Consider the following 25,383-nt stretch of genomic DNA (forward strand, 5'->3'; position numbering starts at 1 on the left):
TTTTTAGGTAGCATGGGTCTCACTCCGACTAAGTACATTTGGATGGATGGAAAATTCGTTAAATGGAAAGATGCCAAGGTACATGTTCTCACTCACACTCTCCACTATGGTTTAGGGGTTTTCGAAGGAATAAGATGTTATAACACTCCTAAAGGTCCGGCGATTTTTAGACTTCGGGACCACATGAAAAGATTCCTGAAATCGGCAAAAACTGTTGAGATGAAAATTCCGTATAATCTAAATGAGCTCTGTGAAGCTGTTAGAGAAACCGTGAAGATGAACAAAATCAAGGAGTGTTACATCAGACCGATAGCTTTCTACGGATACGGAGTTATGGGTTTGAATCCAAGCGGTGCTCCGGTAAACGTGGCTGTTGCCGTCTGGCCATGGGGAACGTATCTTGGCGAGGAAGGTCTACAAAAAGGCGTGCGCGTCAAGATATCCAAATGGCGCAGGATTTCTCCAATGATTCTCCCACCTCAGGCGAAAATAGTTGCAAATTATGCGAATTCGATACTGGCAAAGTTAGACGCGTTGAAGTCAGGATTTGATGAAGCAATTCTTCTCAACATAGACGGATACATTGCCGAAGGGCCTGGAGAAAATGTTTTCATAGTGAAAGATGGGCGACTGTTCACACCACCTCTCGATGTAGGAGCTCTAGAAGGAATAACAAGGGATTCTGTGATAAAAATAGCGAGAGACGAGGGATTAGAAGTGATGGAGAAAAATCTCAGAATAGAGGACCTGTACTCTGCTGATGAAGCTTTCTTTACCGGAACTGCTGCGGAAGTTACACCAATTGCGGAGGTTGATGGTAGGAAGATAGGTTCCGGAACGAGGGGTCCGATAACAGAAAGGCTTCAGGATATTTATTTCAGGACAGTCCGGGGTCTGGTAAAACGCTACTTGAAATGGCTTGATTTTGTTTAGAAAGCCAGCAGGATCATTCTGATCCCAATCAAAATCATGACAGCAGCGAGTATTTTCTTCAAGATTTCTTGATGAATCCTTCCGGTCAGGCTAGACCCAATTATGGCTCCGATGGCACAACCTATTCCTAGAGGTAGGGCAAAGTCTGTTCGAACGTTTCCTAAAATATGGTGTGGAACTACCGCGCCAATCGTGGTAAGCGACATGCCAAAAAGAGCCGTGCCAGCAGAAACCTTGATTGGCATGCCGAGTGCAAGAATCATAACAGCTTCGTCGATTATCCCACCACCAACCCCCACCATGCCAGAGACAAGACCGCTGATGAAGCTGCCGAATATACACACAACAACAATTTTTGCGGTTAAATTCAGACAATTGCTCTTATCGCTTTCTTTTCTCATGATTAATGCTGACATGATCAAAACTATTGAACCGAAAAACAAAGCCAACAGATGTGACGGAAGAAAAAATGTGAGATATGCTCCAAGAGCAGCCCCCGGCACATCAAGGGTGTCTAGCAGTAAACCAATTCGATAGTTTACTCGTTTATGTTTGGCATGGATTATTGTCGCTGAAATAGAGGCGATCATTATTCCAAATAAGCTAGTCCCTATAGCTTGCTTTACCGGTAAGGAGAAAAGTAGAATTAGAGCTGGTGTGATAAACGCGCCTCCTCCAAGTCCGACCATTGAACAGACAGCAGAAACTGCCAAACCTAAAAGAAAGACGAAAAAGTTCATTACGATCCCAATTCTTCAACAGTTTGAATGATATCCCTAACAGCACATTCGATTATAACTTTTCCCAAGAGCAGGCTTGCCCGTATCTCTTCCTCCTCAACTTCTCTTGCCATTTTTTCGACCCATGGATATTTTTTCCTAGCTTCCATTAATCCGACAAACCCCACCTCTGGAAATTTTCTAAAGTCAATGTGATCGCAAATTTTGCTCATGTCAGCAAATCCCAGCCAGAGGCCTGCACTGACTTCTCCGCTCCATGCATGAGGTCCTTCCAACTTCAGAAGAGAATCGCAAAATATTATGGTTAAATCAAGTTCTCTCTCCAGTTTTTGTAGTTCGGGTTTAAGCAAATTGTTTCCACCATGTCCGTTTACTATTATTACTGTGTCTACGTTGATTTCTTTGGCTTTACGTAAAACTTTCTTTAAGTCATTTAGAACAGTTTCTACTGATTGATGTTCCCCAGTTTCAATTTCAGGATACTCACACGATGATGCAACAGAACCGATGAACATTGCCCCAACTCTTTTTGAGATTTCCCTAGCAACATGTGTGGCAAGTCTTAGGTCAGTATCCGGAGGCAAGATTGCACCATGTTTTTCATTCACCGAGCCTAGCGCTAGAACGCCCAATTTCATTCACTCTCACCCAGATAAGTTTAATGCACAACGGATATAGAATAATCTGATTATGAAAATCCATATCGGGTGCTGTGGCTGGGCTGCAGGAAGGAAAAAATATTTCCAAACTTTCTCCACGGTAGAGCTTCAGTCCACATTCTATAAACTTCCAAAGCCGGAAATGGCAGAGAAATTGGCCAATGAGGCTCCAAAAGACTTTATTTTCTGTTTGAAAGCTTGGCAGGCAATAACACACCCGATCACAAGTCCTACTTGGAAGCGTTCTGGAATTTCACCTGAGGAGCTCGAAAAGAGGGAATACGGTTTTCTCAGACCGACAAAAGATAACTTTGAAGCATGGAAGCTCACGATGGAGATATGCGAAAGACTTTCCGCAAGAATCTGTGTGATCCAGACTCCACCAAGTTTTGGTTTTTCAGAGGAGAACATGAAAAACATGAAGAGATTTTTCGGTAAGGCCGAAAGAGGAAAAATCCTTCTGGCATGGGAACCACGCGGTACTTGGTCCGATCACCCCGATAAAATAAGAGAGATGTGCACGGATCTAGATTTGATACATGTGGTGGATCCACTGCGCATGAAATCCTTACATTTCGGCTCCAAAAAGGTTGCATACTTCCGGCTTCATGGATTTGGAAAACCTTCAATCTATAATTACAAATACTCCGACGAAGAGCTTCGACGTATTCTAGAAGAAATAAAGAAAACCAACGCGAAAGAGGTTTTCTGCATGTTTAACAATGTCTACATGTTTGAAGACGCTAAGCGTTTAAAGGAAATGGTTGATAAAAAATGAAACCTCGTGTTCTACAGATTCCAGGATCATTTTTCGGTTCAAATGTTTACGTCATATTTGATGAAAAGACAGCGATAATTGACGCTGGGCTCCCGGAAGATTTTATGCGCATCTCGCGGACGATGGAGAAAAATGGTCTAAATCCGGCTGACTTGGATTTTATCATAAATACGCATTGTCATTTCGATCATACCGGCGGAGATTTCATGTTTGTTAGACTTTCCGGCTGTTTGGTTTTTGCTCACAAGAACGATAGCGATGTTATAGAAAGAGGAGACGATGTTATTTCCTGTGCAAAAATTTTCAGAAGCAAGCTTGTTCCAGTTCGCGTTGAAAAAAGACTTGTTGACGGCGACGAAATTTGTTTGGGCAACTGGACGTTGAAGATTTTACACACTCCGGGACACACTGCCGGTAGTATATGCATTTTGTTACCAGAGGAAGGAATTCTGTTCAGCGGAGATACAGTTTTTGCTGATGGATTTGGAAGAACGGATCTACCAACCGGAAATCCACATGATTTGGTAATGTCTCTTCGTCGCTTACTTTCAGAACCATTTAGTCTGATTTTTCCAGGCCACGGTGAAATATCCAAAGACGGAAAAGAGAGTATCAAACGGGCATTGGAGCTAGTGAGAAGATATGCAGAAACCGAGAGATATTTTGAATAAGTTGAAGTGGCATGAAAGAAATCTGGAGAGGGCGAAAATAACTATTCTACACCGTGGAGCTGCAAATGATCAAAAGGTGATCTCCGGAGCTGAAATCATCTCTCTTTCTAGAGGCTACATGGTCGTGCAGAGCGCAGGAGGAGAATTAGAAATCCCATATCACAGAATTCTGCAGATAGAAGTGGATGGAAAGATGATTTGGAGCAGAGAGTTTGTCAGAAAATCCAAGAAAAGTTCACGAATTTAATTCATCTCAGTCCAGACTTCTTTGTGAGTAGACCTAACATTACGGATGTCATACGTGCGATGTTTGCTTTAGGTTTCTCGCCAGAAGAAATATACGAGATTCTATCGATGGCCGGATTACCTTGGGAAGACGCTCAACTTCTGATAGAGCGGCTAAAAAATGAGTCAGAGAAATTTGTCGGCCGGGAAGATAGACTGCTTAAGGCTGTTGAGGAAGTTGTAAGACAAAACCATTCGGAGTTAATTGAGAAACTTTCGAGCATGGAGATGAAAATCGATTTTATTATCAGATCTCTGAGAAATAGAAAGGCTCGGGAGAAATGACTACCACTCTAATTATGAAATTTTCCTCCTTAAATGACCAGCGGTAGCTTAGGCATGAGTGAATATAACCCAACAAGGTTTTCTGTAACAAGTTTTGATTTGGATAATCAAAAATCTCCTCTACCCCGTCCCAGATTTTTATGACAACGCTCCACTGTCCCCACCAAATCACAACATCCAAGAATGGGAGATAAATCGGTGTTGCGGTTCGGTTGCCAATGACTCCAGATAAATCCTCACGAAAATACTCGACACTCTTTATTTTCAGATCGTGATAGACGGAAACAAACGGAGAACACTCCGATCTAGGTGGAAACGTCTTGTAAAGAGTTTCTCTGGACATCTCAGGAATATCCAATTGGGAAACGTGAAACTCAAATTCGGGCTCCGGTGAAGAGATTTTAGCAAGATCCGATAAAATTCCAGAAAGTAACTCCAAGACAGCCATGATGGAAGGCGGAGAGTTTTCATCGAAATAAATTTTAAAAATTCCTCGGATCTTCTCTCCAGCGATTTCGTGTTCGATGCGAATTTCTTTTGGTTTTACAGTTGAAAAGAGACTTCGAAGGATGTTTTCTGCTTCTTTAGTTTCACGCTGGTTTAACATTCGTTGAGCGGTTTTTATTTCAGCGATTATTTTTGAAATTCCAATTTCCAGCTGTTCGGCTATTGATGGAGCATCGTTTTCTGGCCGCTTGCACATTCCTTGAATGATTCTGCTGCTTATCTTTCCAGGCTCTCTATGGCTTAAAACATTTTGCAGAAGTTTTATGGCATTCTCGAGATCTTTCTCTACAAGCTCCAGAAGGTTCAGCTCTCCATCGATCGTCTTTTCCACCTTCTGATGCGACGAATACAGAATCTCATAAATTTGCAGAAAAGCTGATTTTAACTCTCTTAAACTATTGATTTCGGAAGAGATAAGCTCTATTTTTTCGGTAAAAAAATCAAGTTCGGAAATATCTAGCCAATCGGCAGATCTAAATATCTCCTCTTCAGCTTTGCACCATGCGTACCGGAAGAGCACCTCATCAGAACTTCGGTCCAAGTGTACGATTCCGTTTATCAACGCCTCGCTCCATGCTCTGAAATAAAGCATTTTTTCCAAAGTTTCAATGACTTTTGCTTGGTGTTCTCTGATAAAGTTGTCCATAAGATTCTCCAACAGGAAAAATCTCACTTTTATCGGAGTTTCAATTTTCCAGATTTTTTTGCTGGCAATGATTGTGCCTTCTGGATTTTTTATCTCAACTAACAAACCAAGTGGAAAATATGCCCGCGCAATAATGAAATCTCCGGTACTTGAGAACCTCACAACTGGAGCAGAGATAAACAGGTTTATTTTCTCACCACTGTTTTGGAATGAGTCAATAACTGCTTGCAAATGTTGCGCGAAATATCCAGATGCGATAATCCCGGCTACTTCTTCAACGTTAGGATGGTATTGTTCAGCTCTTTGTGAAGCCTCGATCAAAGCTCGCTCAGCGGACCAGCGGAGTATATCCTTCATCGATGAGCAAAGAAAAGAAATTCTCCAGTCCAAATCATCGAATTCTTTTTGCATCATTGTTTGCATTTTTCTTTCATGATTTCTCCAGAGCAGATATGCGGCAAGATTGGAGCTTAGAATCAAAAGAATTACACCAGTGGCAGTTAAGGGAAGAAACCCTCGAACGCTCACCTTTAGCAAATTTTCACCTCAACCTTTAAGCTGATCTTTCCGTCCATGGGGCAAAAAAGTGTGGCAGATACAACAGTAGCAGGCCTGTCTATATTTTCTCCGGCATGAAGAGAAAAGCCAATTTCTGTGGATGTTATGTCCAAAGCAACGAGAAATCCTCGAGTATAGAGACTTGTGATTTTTCTGTCCAACGCCATTTGTAGGTTTTCTGCTAATTTTCTTCCTATTTCCGGCTCATGGATATAAAGGAATGCGGATTCCGTAATGATTTCTGCCCAGCTTTTACCAGAGAGATTTTTACTATATCCTTCAATCTGATAGCCAATCTCGTCTCCGGCCGTTGAAAAAAGTAAAGAATTGAGAATGCTATGCGCGAGATCATCTATATGTCTGTCCCTAGCGTCCATAGCGTTCGCAGAAATAAGCAATGTTATTCCCGTGGAGATGAGGACGTAGAAGACAAGTAGATCTATCAGAGTGGAGTTTCCTCTTACGCTCGTTATCATTTTCTCCACACATAGCAACTCAAGACGGAATCCTGCGGAAAATCCTGCTTTGGCCACGCACAAAATAGCACGATCTTTGAGTAATTTCTCGGACACCCTTCACCGAGAGAAAAAAGAATTTCGCCCCGCGAATCAACGATTTCCATTTTTATTTCCATTCCAGAATGTTCAAAAAACTCCTTCTGATTTTTCAACCACTCTATTGATTCTTCAGTACTATACATGCTTAGAGTAACAAAACCCCTGGATAAGTCCAACGCAACTTCTAATTCGCTCTTTCTTTCGGAAGCTTTCATAGCGTTCGAACAAACAAGCATGAAAATCGTAAAACCAGCCACGGCGAAACCGGCCGCAAGGAGATCAGTCGGAGTCGAAAGCATACGCGGTCTCCAGCAAGATGCTATAATTTCTCTTTTCAAGAACAACAAAAGCAGGATTTTTTGCCACAATTTCAAAAAGTCCATTGTTAATGATGCATTGTATTTGAAGAAATCTCCTATATTCCGGATGCTCTGCATCCTCTACTACTAAGAGTTGTCCATAGGGAGAGCTCTCTCCATAGAACACAAAGGTGGCAGGTTGTCTGTCGAGGAATGATAGCCGAACCTTATAATCCCATGGCGAAACTGCTACTCTTTGCACGGTATTTGTTATCAATTCAGCGTTAAGCATCATCTGTTCGGATTTCGCTTTTTTGTCAATGCTCCCGATAAACAGAATTGCTAAGCAAAACATCGCGGAAGAAAAAACTCCTAATGCAAGCTTGCTCGTAAAAAAGTCGACTAGTGTTTCCATTCTTTAACCTCCAGTCTTGAGTTATCGTCTACAGACAAAAGATAGTCTCCGTATACGAGCGTGATACTGGAGGCGGTTACCGGCAACATGCTTGAGCGAACTATCTCTTCATCTAGCCAGGCCTCAATTAATCTGTCACGTAGAATGATTTTTCCGCTACTTCTTATTTGAACTACTCTTTCCCCTCCATTCGAGATTTCATGGATGGTTTCTCGGATTCTGTAAAAATCTTCAATCAATTTTTGTTTTTCCAGATTTCGCTGCAAGATTCTTAGTCCGGATATTCCGATTAACACAGTGCCACATGCAAGCACGACGGACAGAAGCAACACAACTGGCAAAGAAGAGAAACCCCTATTCATTATCTCACGGCGATCTGACCTTCCCAAGGTAGATAATTTGGTGCTGTGACTCTAACGGTGGCTATAACCCCGCTTGGAACTATAAAACTAGCTGAATTTCCGCTTGGTGTTATCGCATCTCTCCCAGCTGGGTAACTGATCTCTATTGTTGGGCTGTTCAGAGGCACCCCGCTGGACGCATCGTATACTTCGACCAAAACCTTCTTTTTGCTAGAAGAATAGTCTTGTACTCTCAGGTTCACTCGCATGTCCGAGATAATGGATCTTTGTGCAGTTCCGATAAATCGCGAAAGAACCCCTAGACAGAGCATGCCGACAACAAGTGCCATCACAAGTTTGATGGGAAGATCCATCATTTGACCACGATTATTCATCATCGCCGATGCCTTGGGTGGAGGTGATTTAAATATACGTTTACAGATGTGTGTTTTTGATGGTCCGTCTCTTCATAGCGGTCAACTTGCCAGAAGATCTGCGCGAGAAGCTCGCTTCTATTCAGAAGGAGTTTCCAAAAGTCTCTCTGAAATTTGTTGAACCAGAGAATCTTCATCTAACGCTAAAATTCTTAGGCGAAACCCCTACAGGAAAGATCGAAGACATAAAAAAAGCAATTTCTATCGCTGTTCAGCACAGTTATTCATTTGAACTGGAAGTCGCAGGTCTAGGCGCCTTCCCAGATTTGCGGAGGAGTAGAGTGATTTGGGCAGGAGTAAGAAAAGGAAACCAAGATGTCATCAATCTTCAACGGAGCATAGATAGGACACTTGCTGAGCATGGTTTCCCGCTAGAGAAAGACTTTCATCCCCATGTAACTTTAGCTCGCGTAAAGTCAGCAGTAGATGCTCGTCAAATAGTTGAATTTATACGCGAAGTCGGCTCTCGAGTGTTCGGTTCTTTCTGTGTGAAAGAAGTAGACCTCATGCAGAGTACGCTAACCCCTCGAGGACCCATCTATACGAAGATTTTCTCGGCTCAACTTTTAGACCGAAAAGAATAAACCCTCCAAGGCAGAGTAGGTAGTGCCCCGATGATGTTACGACATCGGCTGAGTGTCCGATGATTAGAATGACGGGCGAGCTGAGGGGCACCAATTGTTTGCGTAATCATTCCTAAAAAGGATGAGATTATCACTATTTTGTGAAGGATATGCTAGCAAAGCGCATAATACCATGCTTAGATGTAAATAAAGGAAGGGTTGTCAAAGGCATTAAATTTCAAAATCTAAGAGAAGCTGGCGATCCTGCAGAGTTGGCAAAGTTTTATGAAGAGCAAGGTGCAGACGAAATAGTTTTTCTAGATATAGGAGCCTCGCCAGAAGGAAGAGAAGCGATGTTCGATGTTGTAAGACGTACCGCAGAAACTTTGTTTGTTCCTTTAACAGTTGGTGGTGGGATGAGATCCATAAACGACATAGAGCGAATGCTGAAGAGCGGGGCCGATAAAGTAGCTATAAATACGGCCGCGGTCGAGAATCCCCAGCTCGTGAAGCTAGCATCAGAGAAATTCGGCAGCCAGTGTATTGTCATCGCGATTGATGCGAAGTCGGTGGGGAAGGATAAATGGGAGGTTTATACATACGGAGGAAGAAAGCCTACAGGTCTCGACGCGATTGAATGGGCAAGAAAGGTTGAAAAACTTGGAGCCGGAGAAATCCTCCTAACGAGTATGGATGCAGACGGCACTCAACAGGGATATGATATTCCCCTTACGAAAGCCGTGTGTGAAGCCGTGAATATTCCGGTTATTGCATCTGGTGGAGCTGGAACTCTCGAGCACATTTATGAAGTTTTTGTCAAGACTTCCGCGGATGCGGCTCTCGCAGCCAGCATTTTTCATTTTGGTAAGTATACAGTCGGAGATGTAAAACGCTATTTGATGGAAAGAGGAATACCAGTGAGGAGCTGAAGATGGTTAAAATTTCCATCGTCGATTATGGAGTGGGAAATCTGCACAGTATAAGAAAAGCTATTGAATTCTCGGGAGCAAAAGTTTTGGTCACAAAAGATCCAAAAATTTTGAGAGGCTGCGATGCAATAGTTTTGCCCGGGGTGGGGGCTTTTAGTGGGGCAATGAGCGAAATGCCAAAAGAAATCGTCATTGAAGAAGCGCTCTCGGGGAAGCCGATTTTCGGAATTTGTCTTGGAATGCAACTTCTCTTTGAGTATAACGAAGAGGGAAATGGAAATGGTCTCTGTCTTGTGAAGGGGAGAGTTGTGAGATTACCCAATACGGTGAAGATACCACACATAGGATGGAACATAGTTGAGATAGTGAAAAATCATCCGATCGTCAAAGAAATTCCGGCACAAGTTTACATGTATTTTGTGCATTCTTATTATGTTCAAGCGAAGGACAAGGAGATCTCGCTCGCGAATAGCAAATATGGTGTGGAGTTTCCTTCCATAATCGCATCAGAAAACATTTTCGGCACTCAGTTCCATCCAGAGAAAAGCGGCGTGCATGGTCTCAAAATCATAAAGAATTTCGTAAGTCTTTTAAAGTGATTTGTAGACTTCTTTTGACGGAGGTGAAAAAGTGGAAGTAAAAGTTATTGGCCCCATTGCTTGGTACATTGGCTTACTAATAGCAATAGCTGCAGCTTTCATCGAACCAAGCGGAATTCTTTACCTAGCTCTGGCTATTATCGGTGTGGTCGTAGGTTTGCTCAACATAACAGCGAAGGAAACAACACCATTTTTGCTTGCTTCGACCGCTTTCATAGTCGCCGCATATACAATGCGTATGCTGGTCGGTGCACAGATTTCTCTCAGCGAAAATATCATCAGGCTGGCTACAAACTTAGTCGTTCTGATTGGGTCTGGGGCAATGTTAATTGCCCTTAAAGCGATTTACGACATGGCTAAGGGCGAGTAAGTTTTTTGCTTTCCTTTATTTTTTTATTCTTTTAAGGACGAAATTATGACGTATGAAAATATCGATGAGGATGATACCACGCATTGAAAAGAAAGCGAGCAGATTGCATCTCAAGTTGGAAGAACTAGCTGGAATGATCGATCACACACTCCTTCAGCCATATGAGGGAAGAAAAGCAATTGAGAGGCTTTGCGAGGAGGCTTCTAAATACCGGTTTAGGTGCGTATGCGTTCATCCTTACTGGCTTAAACTCTCTCGCGTAAAATTGGCCGGAACTGGTGTAGGCCTGGCAACTGTAGTCGGTTTCCCGCACGGTTTGGAGGGGGTAGAAGCCAAGGTGGAAGAAACGAGACTTGCGATCAAAGCCGGTGCCGATGAAATCGACATGGTGATGAACATCGCTGCCTTTCTAGATGGAATGTATACGGAAGTAGAACGAGAAATCGAAGGAGTCGTTAAAGCAGCCGACGGAAAAGTAGTCAAGGTAATACTTGAAGCAGGTTTTCTCACATACGAGCAAGTAATAAAAGCCTGCAAAATCGTGAAGAGTGCTGGCGCGGATTTCGTTAAGACATCAACTGGTTTCGGTCCGATGGGAGCAACTGTACTTCACGTTTTCCTTATGCGAAAAGCCGTAGGCAGAGATTTTGGAGTAAAGGCTTCTGGAGGCATAAGGAACTTCAGAGATGCTTTAAGAATGATTGCGGCGGGGGCGAATAGAATAGGCACGAGTGCAGGGGTGGCGATTATCGAGGGATACAAAAAGGAAAAGAACTTGGCCTGGATACCGGAAATTCCCTGCAATCTCTGTCCAAGTGGAAAGTTGGATCCAAAAATACCACCCACACTTTACCAGTATTATTCAGAAAAATGTATAGATTGTCCATTCAGGAAATATAGATTAAAATCCAAAGGTTAGTGTTCTATGGGTTTTCCTCCCTTCATTATCGTCAAACCGTCGACCGTGACTTCTCCGTCACGCATATCCTTAATCATGTCGAGATGACAAGAAGCCTTGTTCTTTCCGTGATATGCTCCTCTATTGTTTCCTATCGCAATGTGTATTGTTCCGAAAATTTTTTCATCAATGATAATGCTTCCACCAGTATATCTCGCCATCCTATTTGTACCAATCCCAAACTCCGCTATTCTGTCCTTTTCTCCAGTGTTCGCATCTAGAAATTTTTTAAATGCTTCTTCACCCATTTCCGCTTCGAACTTCTCGATTTTGCCATTTTCAAATGTTAATCGCAGTTGTTTAACTTTTCCAAAGCCAGGAATCGCAATCTCATCGAAAAAGATTTCTCCCTTTGCAGAGGTCTCTATTGGAGCAACAAAAACTTCACCAGCTGGAATGTTTACCCCAACATCTCCGCGCTTTAAATCCTCCTCAGATAGTATTCCGTCATCCACTAAAATAGGTCTCTTTTTTATGCTGAAGCAGAGATCGGTGCCGTCATCGGCCGTTATTCTGACTTCTTTTCTGTTTTCCAACGATTTCCTGTAGACTTCACAAGTTTCCAACAATCTCTCCCGGAAAGTTTCCCTTATGCAGTCAAAGAAAATCTCGCGGAACTTCTTGACAGGAAATCCGTAGCCTTTTGCCGCGCCCGGTACTGGCCATCCAAAGTATGCCCACCTTACTTTTCTTTTGTCTAAGATCTCCCTTATTTTCTCCCGCACGGGTGCGGAAAGTCGGAGTTTGTGGGCCAACCCTCTAGCCCAATTTGGATCGTCTTCTTCTCCTATGTAAATCGTGACATCTACGCTCTTTGCCAAGGCTTCGCTTATTTTACTCATTTCTGAAAGCGAGTCTTCTGGTTTAAGCTCGTAACACCTTCTGTCTCTTATTGAGGAATCTGGAATCATTAAGGTATGAGCTCCGACTTTCCAGCACTCCTCTTCAATTATTTCCGCGAATCTCACACACGAGGGATCGGTAATATTGTAAAGAATTCTCACATTTTCATATCTTTTGCCTTTTTTTCCAATCTTCATGTTTTTTGTTACAAACTTTTCTGCAATTTGGCGCATTTCCCTTTCGGACAATTCGTCGTGCACTTTAGTCACCCAATGTATTCTACACCTTCTTCTTTCTTTTCCTCCGGCTGTTCAGGTATTCTCTCTCTGAAAACGCTAAGTTGTTCTAAAAGCTCCGATGAATCAATTTTAAATCCAAGAATAGATGCCATAGCTGCTATCACATTGTTGGATGCCACTGGGTCGATCAATCCACCCGCTGTTACTCCAAGCAGGCAGAAGCCCTCTATACCCCGAAGAGCTGCTAAGGCAGGCAGAAGACCATTCATCCCAACGATCACACCACCCGTAAGGATTTCAATTCCTTTTTCTTTCAATAAGTTAATCATCTTTTTGCTGGTCGCAGTTCCAACTACTTGAGACCTAACACTTTCTCCAGAACCCTTTACATATGCTGCCATTGTTCCCAAAGTCTCTACGGATTCCTTCTCGAGAAGATCCAATATTTCTCCGCTCAGCACGTATTGTCCGACCGGAGAGGTGGCTTGTGCATCTGAGGTAATCAAAATAAGATGGAAGTCCGAGTTCCTTGGCATGCAATAGTAAAAATCAATATTAACAGTTCTTATGTCTCCTTCATCCGGCAAGCCCCATTCTGGAAGATGTTCGGAGACTATCTCTGCGAATTTTTTTGCTTTGAATTTGTGAATCATAAAGTCTGCAGCGAGCTTCCCCACGTTTGCAATACCGGGCAAGCCAGCTACAGCTTTGGGCTTTTTCAGCCTTGGCTTTTCCAGATATATGATTTTTCCCATCTGCTAAATCTAAACCACTCAGCGGTTTATAACTTAAACGGTTCAGTAAAATGAGGATGAAGAGTTTTGTCATTGGGGAAGGGAAAATCTCCGTTCAACCGCTTGCATTTGAAAGCCTCGGTGTGCGGGGAATGAGTACCCTTGTAAAAACCGATGATGTAACTGTTTTGATCGATCCTGGTTCTGCATTGGGTCCAAGGTTTAATCTAAGTCCGCATCGGCTAGAATATATTGCCTTAGCAGCATCAAAGAAAAACATAATCCGGGCGGCTAGAAAAGCCGATGTTATTGTGATTACTCACTATCATCACGATCATTACACACCTTTTTTTCATGAATGGACCTGGCTTTGGAGTTCGCCCGAGATGGCTGAGAAAATCTACAGCGGTAAGCTGATTCTGGCCAAAGACATTTCCGAAAACATAAATCCCGCGCAAAGAAGACGTGGCTACCTCCTCTGGAAAAAAATATCAGAAATTGCCGAAGTAAAGCCAGCCGATGGAAAAACTTTCGATTTTGGAAGCACTGTTCTTAAATTTTCAAAACCAGTTCCTCATGGTTTTACAAAGAATGGTCAAGGCAATGTTTTAATGCTTTCGTTGAAAAGCGACAACGAGTGCGCTCTTCATGCTTCTGATGTCCAGGGACCGATTGACGAAAAAGTTACCAAAATGGTTCTTCGGGAAAAACCAAAACTCGCAATAATCGGTGGGCCCCCCTTGTATCTCCTTGGATTTAAAATAGGAGAGAAAGAAATGGAATTAGCTGAGCGCAATTTACGTTCGATATCGCGAAAAACCGAAGTGGTTGTTGTAGATCATCACCTTCTACGATCGGCCGATTATGCGGAGTTTCTGAATCCAATTGTCATGGAAGCCAAACGAATGGGACATAGGGTTTGCACAGCTTCAGAGTTAGTGGGACTAGAGACACGTTTGTTGGAAGCGAGAAGAAGAGAGCTTCATCAAAGCGAACCTATGCATAGAGAATGGTATAAGAAGCTGAAAGAGATGGTTGCTTGGGATGAACTATAGTATGCTCCGAAATCAATTTCTTTACATTTTCTCCGGAGCGGGAATTCCCATGAGATCTAAGGAATTACGTAGGACGATTCTAACGCAATCAACCAGTGCGAGTCTAGACTCCCTGAGTTCTGATGGAGTGGCCGTAAGAACAGGGGATGTTTCGTAGAATCTGTTGAATTCCTGTGCAAGTTCGGAAGTGTAAACAGCTAACAAATGTGGTTGGAGATTCTCTCCAGCTATTTTCAGGATTGTCGGAAACTTTGCCAGTAGAATTATCAGCTTTTTCTCGCTTGGGGTAACAAGAAGCTCACCACGGATCCTGAGTTTTCTCAATTTACCAGCCTTTCGGAGTATGCTGCAGGCTCTGGCATGTGAATATTGTATAGCCGGACCACTATTCTTGTTGAGGTCGAGAGCTTCTTCCCATTTGAAAACTATCTTTTTCTCGGGTGATGTGGCGAGCAACGAATATCTGATGGCTCCGATTCCAACGAGTTTTGCCACTCGGCGCCAGAATCTCTCTTTTTCATTCGGTGCATGCTCTTTAACGACTTGATATGCTCTTTCTATAGCTTCGTCCAAAACCTCGTCTACCGAGTATCCAACCCATGTTCCCTTTCTCCCCGAGAATTTTTCCGTAGGTAGCCACACGTGTTCATATGCTAAATGGTACGAATTTTGATACTCTTCTTCGTATCCGAGTAGCTTTAAGGCAGCGAAAACCACCTGCTGCGGGTAACGTTGCTCGGCGCCTATGATGTTTATGACTTTTGTGATGTTTTTCCGAATTTTGACAATTTTTCCATCCGGAGCGGTCGTATATGTCTTTTTTCCGCCAGGACGTATGGAGTGAAGCTTGATTTTGGGGTTACGGGAGATTTTTCCAAACTTCCAGAGCTGGTAAGCGATGTCTCTCGCTGTGTACACGGTGGTGCCATCTGACCTGAGCAAAATTTTGTCTTCTAAGCCAAGCGGAGAAAGCCTCAAAAGAAAAGCACCCTCCTTTTCACCAGTCCCCACGTACATATGTGGTTTAAGCATATCTAGGGCTTCCTGTACGATCCCTTCTCTGACGAGATCGCTCTCCCATACAAGCATGTTGTAGGAAATCCCAAGTTTGTCTGTGGTTTTTAAATTCTCTTTTACGCATCGCTCAGCCAACTTTCTTGCTCTTTTTGCCACTTTTCCTTCGCCTTTTTCCAGTTCAGCCAGGACGATTTCTATCTCTTTTTCCAGTTCCTTATTTTCTTCAAGCATTTTGTGAAATGAAGCATATAGAAGACCGAGCATGTGGTCGAACTTTGTTTTCGGTTTTTCTTTGATCTTCTCGTAAGCTACAAGTGTTTCGGCCATCTGCCGCCCCATGTCATCGATGTAATTATGGACTTCTACCTCGTAACCGAGTGCGTCCATTATTCTAGCAACCGTGTCGCCCAAGATAGCATTTCTACCGTGTCCTATGTGGAGTGGTTTGGTCGGATTTATGCTGGTATGTTCTACTACAACCTTGAGGTTTTTCTTTTCCGATCGTCCATATTTTTCGTTCAACTTTCTGATGGTTTTCAGGACGATCTCTGCAAGTAGAGGGGTCTTGGCGAAAAAGTTTAGGTAACCGCTCACAGGTTCGACTTTTTCTACGAGTTCAGGAAGCACAATATTGTTGACGATTTTCACGGCAAGGTCTGCTGGAGGAATTTTTTCAGTTCTCGCAAGCTCGAAGCAGATAGTTGAAGCGAGATCTCCCAGTTTTGGGTCGGGAGGTTCTTCAAGCGTTTCCTCTACGGTTCTCAGTGGTTTTAGTCCTAGTTTTTCTACAGCATCGGACACAGCCTTGGAAACTTGGTCTTTGAATACTTCCCAAGGAGCGTTCATCACGCACTCATTTCGAAATTTCACCAATAAAGTTTTTTGAGTGCAGGAACATGCTCATGATTCTTTTTCAACAATATTTAAATAGGATGATATCGCCAATTTAAATAGATGAAAAATCAGATTTATCAAAGGATAACTGCTCTGCTAACAGTTGCATTGATATTGGTGATTTTCAATAAGATAGTGCTTAGCAGGTGGGGTCTTCCAAATGTCGAGTTGATAATTCCCGTGCTCGTAATTTTCGGTTGCTATTCAAATTGTTGGAAACTCTCCATGTTGACAATTCTATTGGTGGCCGTCTTGGACATCCTACTTTGGGGATTTCATCCGATTTATCTTTTCACGTGGTCCGGATTTGCATTTTGTTGGTATTTCTGGGGGAGAAATGCATTTGACCCATTTTCGAGCACGCGCAGAATTCTGAAAAGAGCGTCCATCTCAGTTCTCGCTTCCATACTTTTCTTTGATCTCTACACGGCGATAGGGTGCTGGCTCTTGTGGTACCCAAAAACGTTATCAGGGCTTGTGGCAACATATGTCGCTCAGGTCCCGTTTACTCTATATCATCTGCTCTCGCTTGGGTTTGTTTCACCTTTAGTCCTGTTGGGTAAGAAAATCTCAAGAGTGCCCATAACAGTTCCAGTTGCTGTTAGAGTGGGAACATGCAGGAGAGTGAGCAGATGAAATCAATAAAAACAACCGTTCTGGTAGTTCTGGTAGCAGTTTTTTCTGTTTCTCTTTTGGAATATTTCTTGTTCTACGGTCAACCATCTTCGGTGAGAGAAAATCAAGCAATACAAGTTCACATCTCCATAGTTGAAGTTGGAGAAGAAAACTTCATCCTTAAGGACAACATTCTTCTGCTCTCCTCTGGTTCCACAGCCTTAGATGCTCTTTTAAGAATCGCCGAAGTTCAATACACAAGTTATCCGGGAATGGGTGTTTTTGTCAATTCTATCGATGGGAAAGCTAACACGGCAACAAAATGGTGGCTTTACAAGGTCAATAACGTTTACGTTAATGTTTCCGCTAGCCGCTGTATTTTAGAAAACGGAGACAACGTTGTCTGGGAATATACTTCATTCTTTCCGTTCTAACACTATCGGAATCTTCTCTTTTTCTCTCTCAAAAATCCAATATCCACAAATGGCTCCGAGAAAGAATATGATAAAGAACATGAAAACCGCGGCGAGCGTATTCCAAGAATTGATATAATATGCCACGAGAACCGCAGCACAAACGATCATGATGAACCAAGTTATCTCAGCCATTTCTTTCCACATGTTCTCATAATTGTTGAAGATGTTGACGTATATAACTTGTTTTCTTTTTCATGGTTCCACAAAGGAGGTCTCCTTTTCAGTTTTCAGGACCACGAATGTTTTACTGCCGCTTATCCCTGGCAGCTTGTCGATTTCGTGTAGAAAGACATTCAGCTGTTCGGTGTCGCTCACGATGACCTTTAAGAGTAAATCATGTTCACCAGCCATTTCATGAATCTCAAGGATCTCCGGTCTTTCACGAAGTTTTCCGATAACCTCCGGACACGCACCTGGCTCGGTAGAAACGCCAACGAACGCTTTCAGTCCCTTACCTAGCATTTTAGGATCGACAATTGCGCAGATTCTCTTTATTACGCCTCTTCTCTTGAGCTCCTTCAGTCTTTTGTGGACGGCCGCCTTGCTTATCCCCAATTTGGCGGAAATCTGTGAATAAGGTGTTTCGGCATTTTCTTGCAGGATTTTCAATATTCTTCTATCGAGCTCGTCGAGTTCTCGCATCCAGAACTATATACCAAAAATCGTTTTTAAACTTTTTTATTTTGGTAAACAAAATTTACTAAACATCTCATTTTAGTAAACTTTATATATCGAGGAAAAGATATCGTCGGAGGTGAAAAATGGTGCCGAAAGGGGTGTCTGCTGCTCTAGTAGTCGGGATAGGCGGAGGAGGAGACATAGTGAGCGCGATACCTGTCCGTAATTACCTGAAAAGACTCGGCATCAGAGTTTTACTCGGAGGATTAACTTGGGAAAGATATGTTGTTGATCCACAACCCGGGCCACGCAAGCTTTCAGAGATTCAGAATATCGAGCCACTTTCTGAAACTTCTGCATTGGCATCGTCTGCCACCGTTTCTACTAAGGGCATCCGTTTCACGGCCTCGAAAGTTTCAGAGTTTCTTGGAGAAAAGGTACTGCTTTTGGATCCAAATCTTGGTGTCCGTGGTTTGATTCGTGGAATTTCTGCAGCCATTAAAAAATTTAATCTCGATATGGTTGTTGGAGTGGACGGAGGCGGAGATGTGCTGATTTCAGGAGAAGAGAAAAACATACGCAGTCCTCTTCTTGACAGCATGATGCTTGCCACGCTAGCTTCACTTGATTCTGCCACTCTTCTAGCGGTGATTGGCTGTTGTACCGATGGAGAACTCACGTTAGAGGAGTTTATGCGCCAGTTGGCTAGAATAGCGAGATTCGGCGGGCTTATAGGAGCATTTGGTTTGGTTAAGGAGGACGCAGAAATGATGGAAAGAATAGTACCAAATACTTCTTCAGAGGTGAGTAGACTAATTCTGGCAGCTTGGAGAGGAGAGTTTGGATGTTTCAAAATTCGTGGTGGAACGAGAGAAGCTGAGGTGACACCGTTTGCAACTATCACTTTTCTGATAGACCCCATTGTGGTCTTTCGTGAGGTGAACCCTGTTGCAAAACAACTGGTCGAAACGGAATCTCTGGAGGAAGCAAACGAAGTATTGCGGAAAGCAGGTCTATTCACCGAGCTAGATTTTGAAAGGTCATTAAAAGGTGGTGATCTATGATATCTCCGACGAAAAAAGTAAAAAAATTTTTCAAGTCTGGAGCAACATACCCATATTCTTCGGCTTATGGTGAAAAAGCTGAGGAGTACATAAATCTATCCTCGAACGAGAGTCCTTATGGTCCCTCTCCGAGCATAAAAAGGTTGATTAAAAAAGAAATCACCAAACTCTCGCTCTATCCCGATCCGGCTTGCACAGAACTCAAACGAGAAATTTCAAAATTTTTGGAAGTTTCTCCAGACTGTTTAGTCATAGGAAATGGCTCCGATGAAATAATGGACCTTGTCTGCAAGGCTTTTCTAGAAGAGGGAGAGAAAGTCTTCATTCCTTTGCCATCATTTGCTATTTATGAAATGGTCAGCCGGCTTTACGGTGGATGTTTGAGATTCTACAAATTGCCAAAGTTTGAATGGAGAAATGACATAGCTTCGAAAGCCCGAGGATGCAAGTTAGCATTTGTTGGCAGACCAAACAATCCGACCGGTAATCTTCCACCAAAATCTTTGGTAGAAAAGATCTCCAAAATGGTCGGAATTCTCGTCATAGACGAAGCATACATCGAATTTTCGGACGAGGAGTCTCTCGCGAAATGGGCTTCTGAGCAATCAAACGTGCTAGTATTAAGAACTTTTTCGAAGGCCTTCGGCTTGGCTGGTTTGAGAATAGGTTACGGGGTTGGAAATCCCAAGCTAGTTCAGCTTCTGGATGCAATAAGGTTGCCGTTCAACATAAACAGAATCGCGCAAGCAGCCGCAATAGCAGCTCTGCGGGATAAAAAATACTTTGAGAGAGTAGTTCGAATAATAAAAAGCGAACGGGAAAAAATGGCAAAAGAATTGAAATCTTTGGGTCTGAGGCCGTTACCTTCTCAAGCTAACTTTTTAATGGTCGATGTAAAACCTTGGAATGTGAACGCGGAAGATTTCTGTAAAATGCTCATGAGGAAAAAAATTCTCGTTCGCAGTCTTGTAAACTTTAGAGGAGCGGGAGAGAACTTCGTGAGGATAACGATAGGAAGCCCGGAGCAAAACAGAGAGCTGATCGCAGCTCTTAAGGAACTTAGGAGGAATTTGTCATGACAGAAATTCTGCTGGCGATACCTAACAAAGGCAGGCTCTATGAACCAACCATGAGATTGCTCGAAGATGCCGGATTTGGCTCAATAGACAGAGGGGAAAGGCAGCTTTTTGCAAAAACAAGAGATCCTTCGGTTATGCTGGTTTTTGCCAGAGCCCAAGACATACCGAAACTCGTAGAAAGAGGAGCAATGGATTTGGGAATCACAGGTTTGGATCTGGTGATCGAGAGTGGATCGAAGCTGGTTGAACTTCTCGATTTGGAATACGGAAAGGCAAAATTAGTTGTCGCAGTGAGCGAATCTTCAGGCATAAAAAAGATATCAGATATCCCAGCAGGTAGCCGGGTAGCAACCGAGTTTCCAAAAATAGCTTCAGAGTTTTTCAAGAAAAAGAAAATCAGAGTTGAAATTTCAGAGATCTCAGGATCAGCAGAAATAACACCCCTGATAGGAATGGCAGACTTGGTGGTGGATCTCGTCAGTACCGGTACCACAATGAAGATGCACGGTTTGACGATTATCGAGGAAATTTTAGACACGTCAGCCAGGTTATTTGCGAATCCAACCAGCCTGAAAAATAAACGTCAGAAAATCGAGCAAATAAAAACGGCGATCGAGAGTGTCGTGAGAGCTAGAGGAAAAAAGCTGATCCTTATGAACATTCCGGCCGAAAAGCTTGATGAGATTAAGAAAATCGTTCCAGGAATGTCAGGTCCAACGGTTTCGAAGGTTGAGGCCGAAGTCCCCATGCTCGCGATTCAGGCGGTGGTGGAAGCCCAAAGAGTGGACGAAGTAGTTCGGCGAGCAAAACAGGTTGGAGCGAGAGATATTCTAGTAGTCCCTATCGAGCGCGTTCTTCCGTAGGTGACGGCATGCTTATCATCCCGGCAGTAGACATAAGCCAAGGAAGGTGCGTACAGCTGGTGGAGGGAAAGATAGAAACCGCGAAGATCTACGGAGACCCTGTTGAGTGGGCGAAGAATTGGCAAAGAGAAGGGGCAAAATGCTTGCACGTGGTGGATCTCGATGCAGCACTCGGCTTAGGGGACAATCTGGGAAAGATTTTGGAGATTCTTAGCGAAATCAAAATTCCAGTCCAAGTAGGTGGAGGGATAAGAACTCTCGAAAGAGCAAAATCGCTGATAATGGCCGGAGCCAAGCGTTTAGCAGTTGGAACAATCGCAATTAGGAATCCGGAGCTCTTGGACGCGCTTATCAGCGAATTTGGAGGGAAAAAATTGGTTATAGCAATTGACTCTAGACGTGGAAAGATAGCTGTGGAGGGGTGGCAGAAAACGGTAGATCTAAGTCCTCAGGAAACTGTGAAAAATTTTGAGAAGAAAGGCGTTTGGGGTTTCCTTTTCACTTGCGTAGACGTGGAGGGGAAAATGTCTGGAGTAGATATAGAAGAAACGAGAAAGCTGGTTTCTTTGACAAATCTGCCTGTTATAGCGTCTGGGGGCGTCGGAAATCTCGATGATATACGAAAACTGAAATCGACTGGAGTCTATGGAGTGATCATCGGAAAGACGTTATATGATGGGAGATTTAGTTTGCAAGAGGCGATGGAGGTAGCGTCAACATGAGAGATTGCACAGTTCACCGCAAAACGAAGGAAACGGACATAAAGGTAAAAATCAACTTAGACGGTTCAGGGAAATCTTCTATTGAAACCGGAATCGAATTTTTAAATCACATGTTGGCGTCCATGGCAAAGCACGGACGATTTGACCTAGAGGTGACTGCTACTGGTGATTTGAAGCACCACATTGTGGAAGATGTTGCCATATGTCTTGGTCTGGCTGTGGACAAAGCGCTTGGAGAAAAGAAAGACATAGCGAGGATAGGAACTGCGGTAGTTCCAATGGATGACGCCTTGGTTCTCGTTGCTGTCGATCTGAGCGGTAGGGCCTATTCAGACATATCTCTTAAGGCCAAGGCTAGGAAAATCGAGGACATAAGTGCAGATCTTTTGGAACATTTCCTAGATACTTTTGCGAAAAATGGGAGATTTAATCTTCACGTTATTGTTTTAAAGGGCAAGAATGATCACCACAAGATTGAGGCGGCTTTCAAGGCTTTGGGGGCAGCGCTTCGAGAAGCAGTAAAACAAATCGGAGGAGGTATCCCGAGCACAAAGGGTGTACTCTAGATGATGAGAGTGGTAGAGCTTTCAAAATGCTCTCCAAAAGAACGGAAAGAGCTTTTGAAGAGATCTGAGATTCGCATAGAATCTGTTCTCCGCGACGTCGCAAAGATAGTTGATGATGTGAGAAGAAGGGGTGACAGAGCATTGCTGGAGTATACAAAGAAATTCGATAAAGTAACGATTTTCCAAAAGAGGCTTAGGGTATCTGAAGATGAAATAGAGCAGGCGGTTAGGGCTTGTGATGAAGAGACAATCAAAGCCTTGGAAAATCTGGCTCGTGCAATTCGTAAATTTCACCTGAAACAACTTCCAAGGGAATGGTTTGCCGAAATCTCGAAAGGAGTAACTTTAGGTCAAGTCTTAAGGCCGTTAGACAGAGTGGGGGTCTATGTTCCTGGAGGACAAGCTAGATATCCATCTACTCTTCTGATGGGAACGGTTCCGGCAAAGGTGGCCGGTGTGAAGGAAGTAATAGTTTGCACGCCGCCAATGCGCGACGGAAGTGTCAATTCTGTAATTCTGGCTGCGGCAAAGATAGCGAAAGTGGATGCAGTTTTCCGAGTAGGTGGAGCTCAAGCAATCGCGGCAATGGCATACGGCACCGAAAGTATTCCAAAAGTTGATAAAATTGTTGGTCCCGGCAATATCTACGTCTCCGCTGCCAAAAGGTTGGTCTCATCCGTTGTCGATGTGGATTTTGAAGCCGGGCCAACTGAATTGCTCATCGTCGCTGATGAGAGCGCCAGTCCAGTTTTTCTTGCTGCAGACATCATCGCTCAAGCGGAACACGACGTGGAAGCCGCCTGCGTGCTCGTTACCACGAGTCGCGATCTAGCAAGAGAAACGCAAAAATGGATTATGAAACTTTTGGTCGAAATCCCTCGAAAAAATATAGTTATAGAGTCTCTCAATAGACGCGGATTGATAGTTTTAGTAAAAAATCTTCAGGAAGCAATAGATTTTGCGAACGATTACGCTCCGGAACATTTGGAGCTTGTTGTGAAGAATTCCAAGAAATATCTCAAAAAAGTCAGAAACGCTGGAGCGATATTCTTAGGTAGCTTTTCTCCGGTAGCTGTTGGAGACTTGGCTTCCGGACCGAACCACATTCTCCCCACTGGAGGTAAAGCGAGATTTCGTTCAGGGCTTTCGGTTTTAGATTTTCTGAAGATTTTGAGTGTTCAAGAGCTCACTAGAAAGGGCTTAAAACGATTGGCTCCGATCGTTAATGCGATCGCTAAGGTTGAGGATCTTGAGGCGCATTCTTTAAGCGTAAAGGTGAGACTTCAAAGGGAGGATTAAGGATGGGAACCGAGATTTTGGATGAAATATTCGAGGTAATACTCGATCGAAAAAGAAATCCGAAACCCGACTCCTATGTTTCTAAACTTCTTTCTACTGGAGAAGCCAGCGACAAGGTTCTAGAAGAGGCAAGTGAACTAGTTGAGGCAGCAAGAGAAAAGGAGAAGAAGGAAATAATACACGAAGCAGCGGATTTAATTTTCCACACATTGGTTTTGATGGCCGAGAAAGATGTTCACATAGCTGAAGTAATGGATGAACTTAAAAAAAGGCGCAGGTAATCAAAAGCCGGGGCGTGGAGTGTGATGAAACTTTCGGAGAAACGGGCGAACGATGTTATCAAAAGGCTCAAATTCAGAAACGGATTAGTTTTAGCTGTTGTCTGCGATTCAAAGACAAAGGAAATTTTGATGGTTGGGTATCAAAATCGCGAAGCGGTTAAGCGTTCTTTTACAGAAGGTAGAATGTACTTCTGGAGCAGAGAGAGAAGAAAACTTTGGCTGAAAGGTGAGACATCAGGACATTTCCAATACATAGAGCGAATAAGAATTGACTGTGATGGAGATGCAATTTTATATTACGTGAAACAAGTGGGGGGAGCTTGCCACGAAGGTTACAAGAGCTGCTTTTATCGTGAATTAACACGAGAAGGCATCAAAGTAGTGGAGAAAAAGATCTTCGATCCAGAAAAAGTTTACAGGTCCTAGGATTTTTTGAAACCAATTCCTTCAACCGAAATTCGAGCAAATTCTCCCATCTCGCCCTTTATATCAAACCTAACACCGACAATTTTCTCCATGAGTATTATGTTAGTCATCGTATGGAGAGTTAGCTTAGCGCAGCTTATTTCAGATCTCCCGTTAGCTATTGCCATATATGGAATAAGCTGGTCAGCCAAATGTTCATCGACACCCGCACCACTAGAAAGTTGTGCTGCAAGTTTGTTGGCAGCTTCCTCTCCAACTCTCTCGGCAGGTTTGCCTGGCTTTCCCAAAGCACTGGCTCCTAGAATGCATCCATTTTCGGTTTCGGCCCAGAGGGTTATCCCGGCTCCGGGAGCAAGGTGTGGATCCTCTTCAGGTTTGTATGTTTCTTTCTTAATTTCGATATTTGAGTATCCTGCTCTCAAAAGCTTTTTGGTCGCGGCATGTGCCATTCTTTGTGCAACGTTTGGTGGCAGTTTGACCGAATGTGCAATTCCAAGAATTCTCTCGACCTTGCCGGGCTCTGTGAGAACAATTGATTTGAGGATCTCAATCGGTTCGATCTCGGCCTTGATTAAACCTCCGCCCACGGGATAATGTCCTCGTCTTAAGCATTCTATTTTAGCCCGGTATCCCATTTTTTCCAGAATTCTGAGAGTCACATTTTTCCAAAAATCAATCGGTGGAGCCATGGGATTGTCCGTTCCCCCCGAAATTTCTACTGTGATTGAGCCATCGGCGAAGGCGGCTGGAGGCATAATGGTTTGAAGAATCAGAGTGGTGCTTCCAGCAGTTCCTATGTCTATCCTGTAATTTCCACTTAAAATCTTACCCGGGTAAAAGTGTATCTCCGTACTCCCGATTTGCGCACCCTTGACTTCTCCACTAGTTATTTCCGCAAGAGCTTTTATCGCTTTCAAATGTTGAGGCTGCAAACCAGGTTTTGGTCTTTTTGCACGGATGTTGAAGATTCTGACAGGTTTTCCAAGCAAGGCACAAATAGCAGTAGATATCCTGACCACGGAGCCTCCGCCTTCTCCAATAGATCCATCTATCTCGAGCATCACT

At 43.3% G+C, this 25,383-nt stretch carries 35 protein-coding genes; 21 read left to right on the forward strand and 14 right to left on the reverse strand.

Annotation, left to right across the window (positions count from 1 at the left end; genetic code table 11):
• Positions 1-12 precede the first annotated feature (12 nt).
• Entirely contained in the window at positions 13-933 is a 921-nt protein-coding gene (locus tag QXF64_01565; protein ID MEM1689181.1) for a branched-chain amino acid transaminase, read from the forward strand.
• Here QXF64_01565 and QXF64_01570 read toward each other — a convergent pair.
• Together QXF64_01570 and arfB are read right to left on the reverse strand one after the other, a co-directional pair.
• Complete coding sequence (locus QXF64_01570) at positions 930-1,673, reverse strand: sulfite exporter TauE/SafE family protein (GenBank protein MEM1689182.1); 744 nt, start codon at positions 1,671-1,673, stop codon at positions 930-932. The genes QXF64_01565 and QXF64_01570 overlap by 4 nt on opposite strands.
• The gene (gene arfB, locus QXF64_01575; GenBank protein MEM1689183.1) at positions 1,673-2,311 is read right to left on the reverse strand and encodes a 2-amino-5-formylamino-6-ribosylaminopyrimidin-4(3H)-one 5'-monophosphate deformylase; all 639 of its coding nucleotides are present in this window, start codon (positions 2,309-2,311) and stop codon (positions 1,673-1,675) included. The genes QXF64_01570 and arfB overlap by 1 nt, the downstream gene beginning before the upstream one ends.
• A gap of 52 nt (positions 2,312-2,363) precedes the next feature.
• Here arfB and QXF64_01580 point away from each other — a divergent pair, with 52 nt between their 5' ends.
• The 4 genes from QXF64_01580 to QXF64_01595 are packed head-to-tail and all read left to right on the forward strand — an operon-like array spanning position 2,364 to position 4,351.
• Positions 2,364-3,110 carry a DUF72 domain-containing protein gene (locus tag QXF64_01580; GenBank protein ID MEM1689184.1) on the forward strand — a complete coding sequence of 249 codons (747 nt, stop codon included), beginning with the start codon at positions 2,364-2,366 and terminating at the stop codon, positions 3,108-3,110.
• Positions 3,107-3,781 (forward strand): MBL fold metallo-hydrolase, encoded by a 675-nt coding sequence (locus tag QXF64_01585; protein ID MEM1689185.1) that lies wholly within the window; start codon positions 3,107-3,109, stop codon positions 3,779-3,781. Before QXF64_01580 ends, QXF64_01585 begins: the two co-directional genes overlap by 4 nt.
• Positions 3,753-4,028, forward strand: coding sequence for an RNA repair domain-containing protein (locus QXF64_01590; protein MEM1689186.1), 276 nt, complete (start codon positions 3,753-3,755; stop codon positions 4,026-4,028). Before QXF64_01585 ends, QXF64_01590 begins: the two co-directional genes overlap by 29 nt.
• Before the next feature lie 23 nt (positions 4,029-4,051).
• Positions 4,052-4,351, forward strand: a complete 300-nt coding sequence (locus tag QXF64_01595) for a hypothetical protein (GenBank protein ID MEM1689187.1) — start codon at positions 4,052-4,054, stop codon at positions 4,349-4,351.
• Here the strand turns inward: QXF64_01595 and QXF64_01600 are convergent.
• The 6 genes from QXF64_01600 to QXF64_01625 are packed head-to-tail and all read right to left on the reverse strand — an operon-like array spanning position 4,314 to position 8,072.
• Complete coding sequence (locus tag QXF64_01600; protein MEM1689188.1) at positions 4,314-6,032, reverse strand: hypothetical protein; 1,719 nt, start codon at positions 6,030-6,032, stop codon at positions 4,314-4,316. The genes QXF64_01595 and QXF64_01600 overlap by 38 nt on opposite strands.
• 2 nt (positions 6,033-6,034) lie before the next feature.
• Positions 6,035-6,538 (reverse strand): hypothetical protein, encoded by a 504-nt coding sequence (locus QXF64_01605; GenBank protein MEM1689189.1) that lies wholly within the window; start codon positions 6,536-6,538, stop codon positions 6,035-6,037.
• Entirely contained in the window at positions 6,535-6,918 is a 384-nt protein-coding gene (locus QXF64_01610) for a hypothetical protein (GenBank protein ID MEM1689190.1), read from the reverse strand. Before QXF64_01610 ends, QXF64_01605 begins: the two co-directional genes overlap by 4 nt.
• Positions 6,899-7,333: a hypothetical protein gene (locus QXF64_01615; protein MEM1689191.1), complete on the reverse strand. Its 435-nt coding sequence runs from the start codon at positions 7,331-7,333 to the stop codon at positions 6,899-6,901. Before QXF64_01615 ends, QXF64_01610 begins: the two co-directional genes overlap by 20 nt.
• Positions 7,321-7,674: a hypothetical protein gene (locus tag QXF64_01620; protein MEM1689192.1), complete on the reverse strand. Its 354-nt coding sequence runs from the start codon at positions 7,672-7,674 to the stop codon at positions 7,321-7,323. Before QXF64_01620 ends, QXF64_01615 begins: the two co-directional genes overlap by 13 nt.
• A 20-nt stretch (positions 7,675-7,694) precedes the next feature.
• On the reverse strand, positions 7,695-8,072 hold the full coding sequence (locus QXF64_01625; protein MEM1689193.1) for a hypothetical protein: 378 nt from the start codon (positions 8,070-8,072) through the stop codon (positions 7,695-7,697).
• Between the two features lie 56 nt (positions 8,073-8,128).
• On the opposite strand from QXF64_01625, the gene thpR reads away from it, so the two are divergent.
• From thpR to deoC, 5 genes are all read left to right on the forward strand, one after another.
• Positions 8,129-8,692 carry an RNA 2',3'-cyclic phosphodiesterase gene (gene thpR / locus QXF64_01630; GenBank protein MEM1689194.1) on the forward strand — a complete coding sequence of 188 codons (564 nt, stop codon included), beginning with the start codon at positions 8,129-8,131 and terminating at the stop codon, positions 8,690-8,692.
• A 149-nt stretch (positions 8,693-8,841) separates the two neighbouring features.
• Positions 8,842-9,600 (forward strand): imidazole glycerol phosphate synthase subunit HisF, encoded by a 759-nt coding sequence (gene hisF / locus QXF64_01635; GenBank protein ID MEM1689195.1) that lies wholly within the window; start codon positions 8,842-8,844, stop codon positions 9,598-9,600.
• Between the two features lie 2 nt (positions 9,601-9,602).
• Positions 9,603-10,199 carry an imidazole glycerol phosphate synthase subunit HisH gene (gene hisH, locus QXF64_01640; GenBank protein ID MEM1689196.1) on the forward strand — a complete coding sequence of 199 codons (597 nt, stop codon included), beginning with the start codon at positions 9,603-9,605 and terminating at the stop codon, positions 10,197-10,199.
• 31 nt (positions 10,200-10,230) lie between these two features.
• Entirely contained in the window at positions 10,231-10,569 is a 339-nt protein-coding gene (locus QXF64_01645; protein MEM1689197.1) for a hypothetical protein, read from the forward strand.
• A gap of 52 nt (positions 10,570-10,621) precedes the next feature.
• Positions 10,622-11,488: a deoxyribose-phosphate aldolase gene (gene deoC, locus QXF64_01650; GenBank protein MEM1689198.1), complete on the forward strand. Its 867-nt coding sequence runs from the start codon at positions 10,622-10,624 to the stop codon at positions 11,486-11,488.
• On the opposite strand, the gene QXF64_01655 is transcribed toward deoC, so the two are convergent.
• Both QXF64_01655 and QXF64_01660 read right to left on the reverse strand, forming a co-directional pair.
• Positions 11,485-12,630 carry an aminopeptidase gene (locus QXF64_01655; protein MEM1689199.1) on the reverse strand — a complete coding sequence of 382 codons (1,146 nt, stop codon included), beginning with the start codon at positions 12,628-12,630 and terminating at the stop codon, positions 11,485-11,487. The genes deoC and QXF64_01655 overlap by 4 nt on opposite strands.
• A gap of 5 nt (positions 12,631-12,635) precedes the next feature.
• Positions 12,636-13,364, reverse strand: a complete 729-nt coding sequence (locus QXF64_01660) for a PAC2 family protein (GenBank protein MEM1689200.1) — start codon at positions 13,362-13,364, stop codon at positions 12,636-12,638.
• 56 nt (positions 13,365-13,420) lie between these two features.
• Between QXF64_01660 and QXF64_01665 the strand changes: the two genes are divergently transcribed.
• Complete coding sequence (locus QXF64_01665; GenBank protein MEM1689201.1) at positions 13,421-14,398, forward strand: MBL fold metallo-hydrolase; 978 nt, start codon at positions 13,421-13,423, stop codon at positions 14,396-14,398.
• Between the two features lie 21 nt (positions 14,399-14,419).
• Here QXF64_01665 and QXF64_01670 read toward each other — a convergent pair whose 3' ends face one another.
• Positions 14,420-16,261 carry an arginine--tRNA ligase gene (locus tag QXF64_01670; protein MEM1689202.1) on the reverse strand — a complete coding sequence of 614 codons (1,842 nt, stop codon included), beginning with the start codon at positions 16,259-16,261 and terminating at the stop codon, positions 14,420-14,422.
• Between the two features lie 108 nt (positions 16,262-16,369).
• Here QXF64_01670 and QXF64_01675 point away from each other — a divergent pair, with 108 nt between their 5' ends.
• Together QXF64_01675 and QXF64_01680 are read left to right on the forward strand one after the other, a co-directional pair.
• A complete protein-coding gene (locus tag QXF64_01675) occupies positions 16,370-16,945 on the forward strand; it encodes a DUF6580 family putative transport protein (protein MEM1689203.1) in 576 nt (191 codons plus the stop codon).
• Positions 16,942-17,358: a DUF4430 domain-containing protein gene (locus tag QXF64_01680; GenBank protein ID MEM1689204.1), complete on the forward strand. Its 417-nt coding sequence runs from the start codon at positions 16,942-16,944 to the stop codon at positions 17,356-17,358. Before QXF64_01675 ends, QXF64_01680 begins: the two co-directional genes overlap by 4 nt.
• On the opposite strand, the gene QXF64_01685 is transcribed toward QXF64_01680, so the two are convergent.
• Both QXF64_01685 and QXF64_01690 read right to left on the reverse strand, forming a co-directional pair.
• Entirely contained in the window at positions 17,341-17,544 is a 204-nt protein-coding gene (locus QXF64_01685) for a hypothetical protein (GenBank protein ID MEM1689205.1), read from the reverse strand. The genes QXF64_01680 and QXF64_01685 overlap by 18 nt on opposite strands.
• 48 nt (positions 17,545-17,592) lie before the next feature.
• On the reverse strand, positions 17,593-18,042 hold the full coding sequence (locus QXF64_01690; protein ID MEM1689206.1) for an Lrp/AsnC family transcriptional regulator: 450 nt from the start codon (positions 18,040-18,042) through the stop codon (positions 17,593-17,595).
• A 119-nt stretch (positions 18,043-18,161) separates the two neighbouring features.
• Between QXF64_01690 and QXF64_01695 the strand changes: the two genes are divergently transcribed.
• Genes QXF64_01695 through hisI form a run of 8 tightly spaced genes read left to right on the forward strand, consistent with a single transcriptional unit; the run spans position 18,162 to position 24,318 of the window.
• The gene (locus tag QXF64_01695) at positions 18,162-19,082 is read left to right on the forward strand and encodes a DUF1152 domain-containing protein (protein MEM1689207.1); all 921 of its coding nucleotides are present in this window, start codon (positions 18,162-18,164) and stop codon (positions 19,080-19,082) included.
• Positions 19,079-20,161, forward strand: coding sequence for a histidinol-phosphate transaminase (gene hisC / locus QXF64_01700; protein ID MEM1689208.1), 1,083 nt, complete (start codon positions 19,079-19,081; stop codon positions 20,159-20,161). Before QXF64_01695 ends, hisC begins: the two co-directional genes overlap by 4 nt.
• Positions 20,158-21,024, forward strand: coding sequence for an ATP phosphoribosyltransferase (gene hisG / locus QXF64_01705; protein ID MEM1689209.1), 867 nt, complete (start codon positions 20,158-20,160; stop codon positions 21,022-21,024). Before hisC ends, hisG begins: the two co-directional genes overlap by 4 nt.
• A gap of 8 nt (positions 21,025-21,032) precedes the next feature.
• Positions 21,033-21,746, forward strand: a complete 714-nt coding sequence (gene hisA / locus QXF64_01710; protein ID MEM1689210.1) for a 1-(5-phosphoribosyl)-5-[(5-phosphoribosylamino)methylideneamino]imidazole-4-carboxamide isomerase — start codon at positions 21,033-21,035, stop codon at positions 21,744-21,746.
• Complete coding sequence (gene hisB, locus QXF64_01715) at positions 21,743-22,312, forward strand: imidazoleglycerol-phosphate dehydratase HisB (protein MEM1689211.1); 570 nt, start codon at positions 21,743-21,745, stop codon at positions 22,310-22,312. The genes hisA and hisB overlap by 4 nt, the downstream gene beginning before the upstream one ends.
• Complete coding sequence (hisD, locus tag QXF64_01720; GenBank protein ID MEM1689212.1) at positions 22,313-23,611, forward strand: histidinol dehydrogenase; 1,299 nt, start codon at positions 22,313-22,315, stop codon at positions 23,609-23,611.
• Positions 23,612-23,613: 2 nt separating this feature from the next.
• Complete coding sequence (hisE, locus tag QXF64_01725; protein MEM1689213.1) at positions 23,614-23,892, forward strand: phosphoribosyl-ATP diphosphatase; 279 nt, start codon at positions 23,614-23,616, stop codon at positions 23,890-23,892.
• A gap of 24 nt (positions 23,893-23,916) precedes the next feature.
• Positions 23,917-24,318 carry a phosphoribosyl-AMP cyclohydrolase gene (hisI, locus tag QXF64_01730; protein MEM1689214.1) on the forward strand — a complete coding sequence of 134 codons (402 nt, stop codon included), beginning with the start codon at positions 23,917-23,919 and terminating at the stop codon, positions 24,316-24,318.
• Here hisI and rtcA read toward each other — a convergent pair.
• A complete protein-coding gene (rtcA, locus tag QXF64_01735; GenBank protein ID MEM1689215.1) occupies positions 24,315-25,379 on the reverse strand; it encodes an RNA 3'-terminal phosphate cyclase in 1,065 nt (354 codons plus the stop codon). The two genes, hisI and rtcA, sit on opposite strands and share 4 nt — an antisense overlap.
• Positions 25,380-25,383 lie beyond the last annotated feature (4 nt).

The sequence above is a fragment of the Candidatus Hadarchaeales archaeon genome, assembly GCA_038823825.1.
Classification (GTDB): Archaea; Hadarchaeota; Hadarchaeia; order Hadarchaeales; family Hadarchaeaceae; genus JAVZGN01.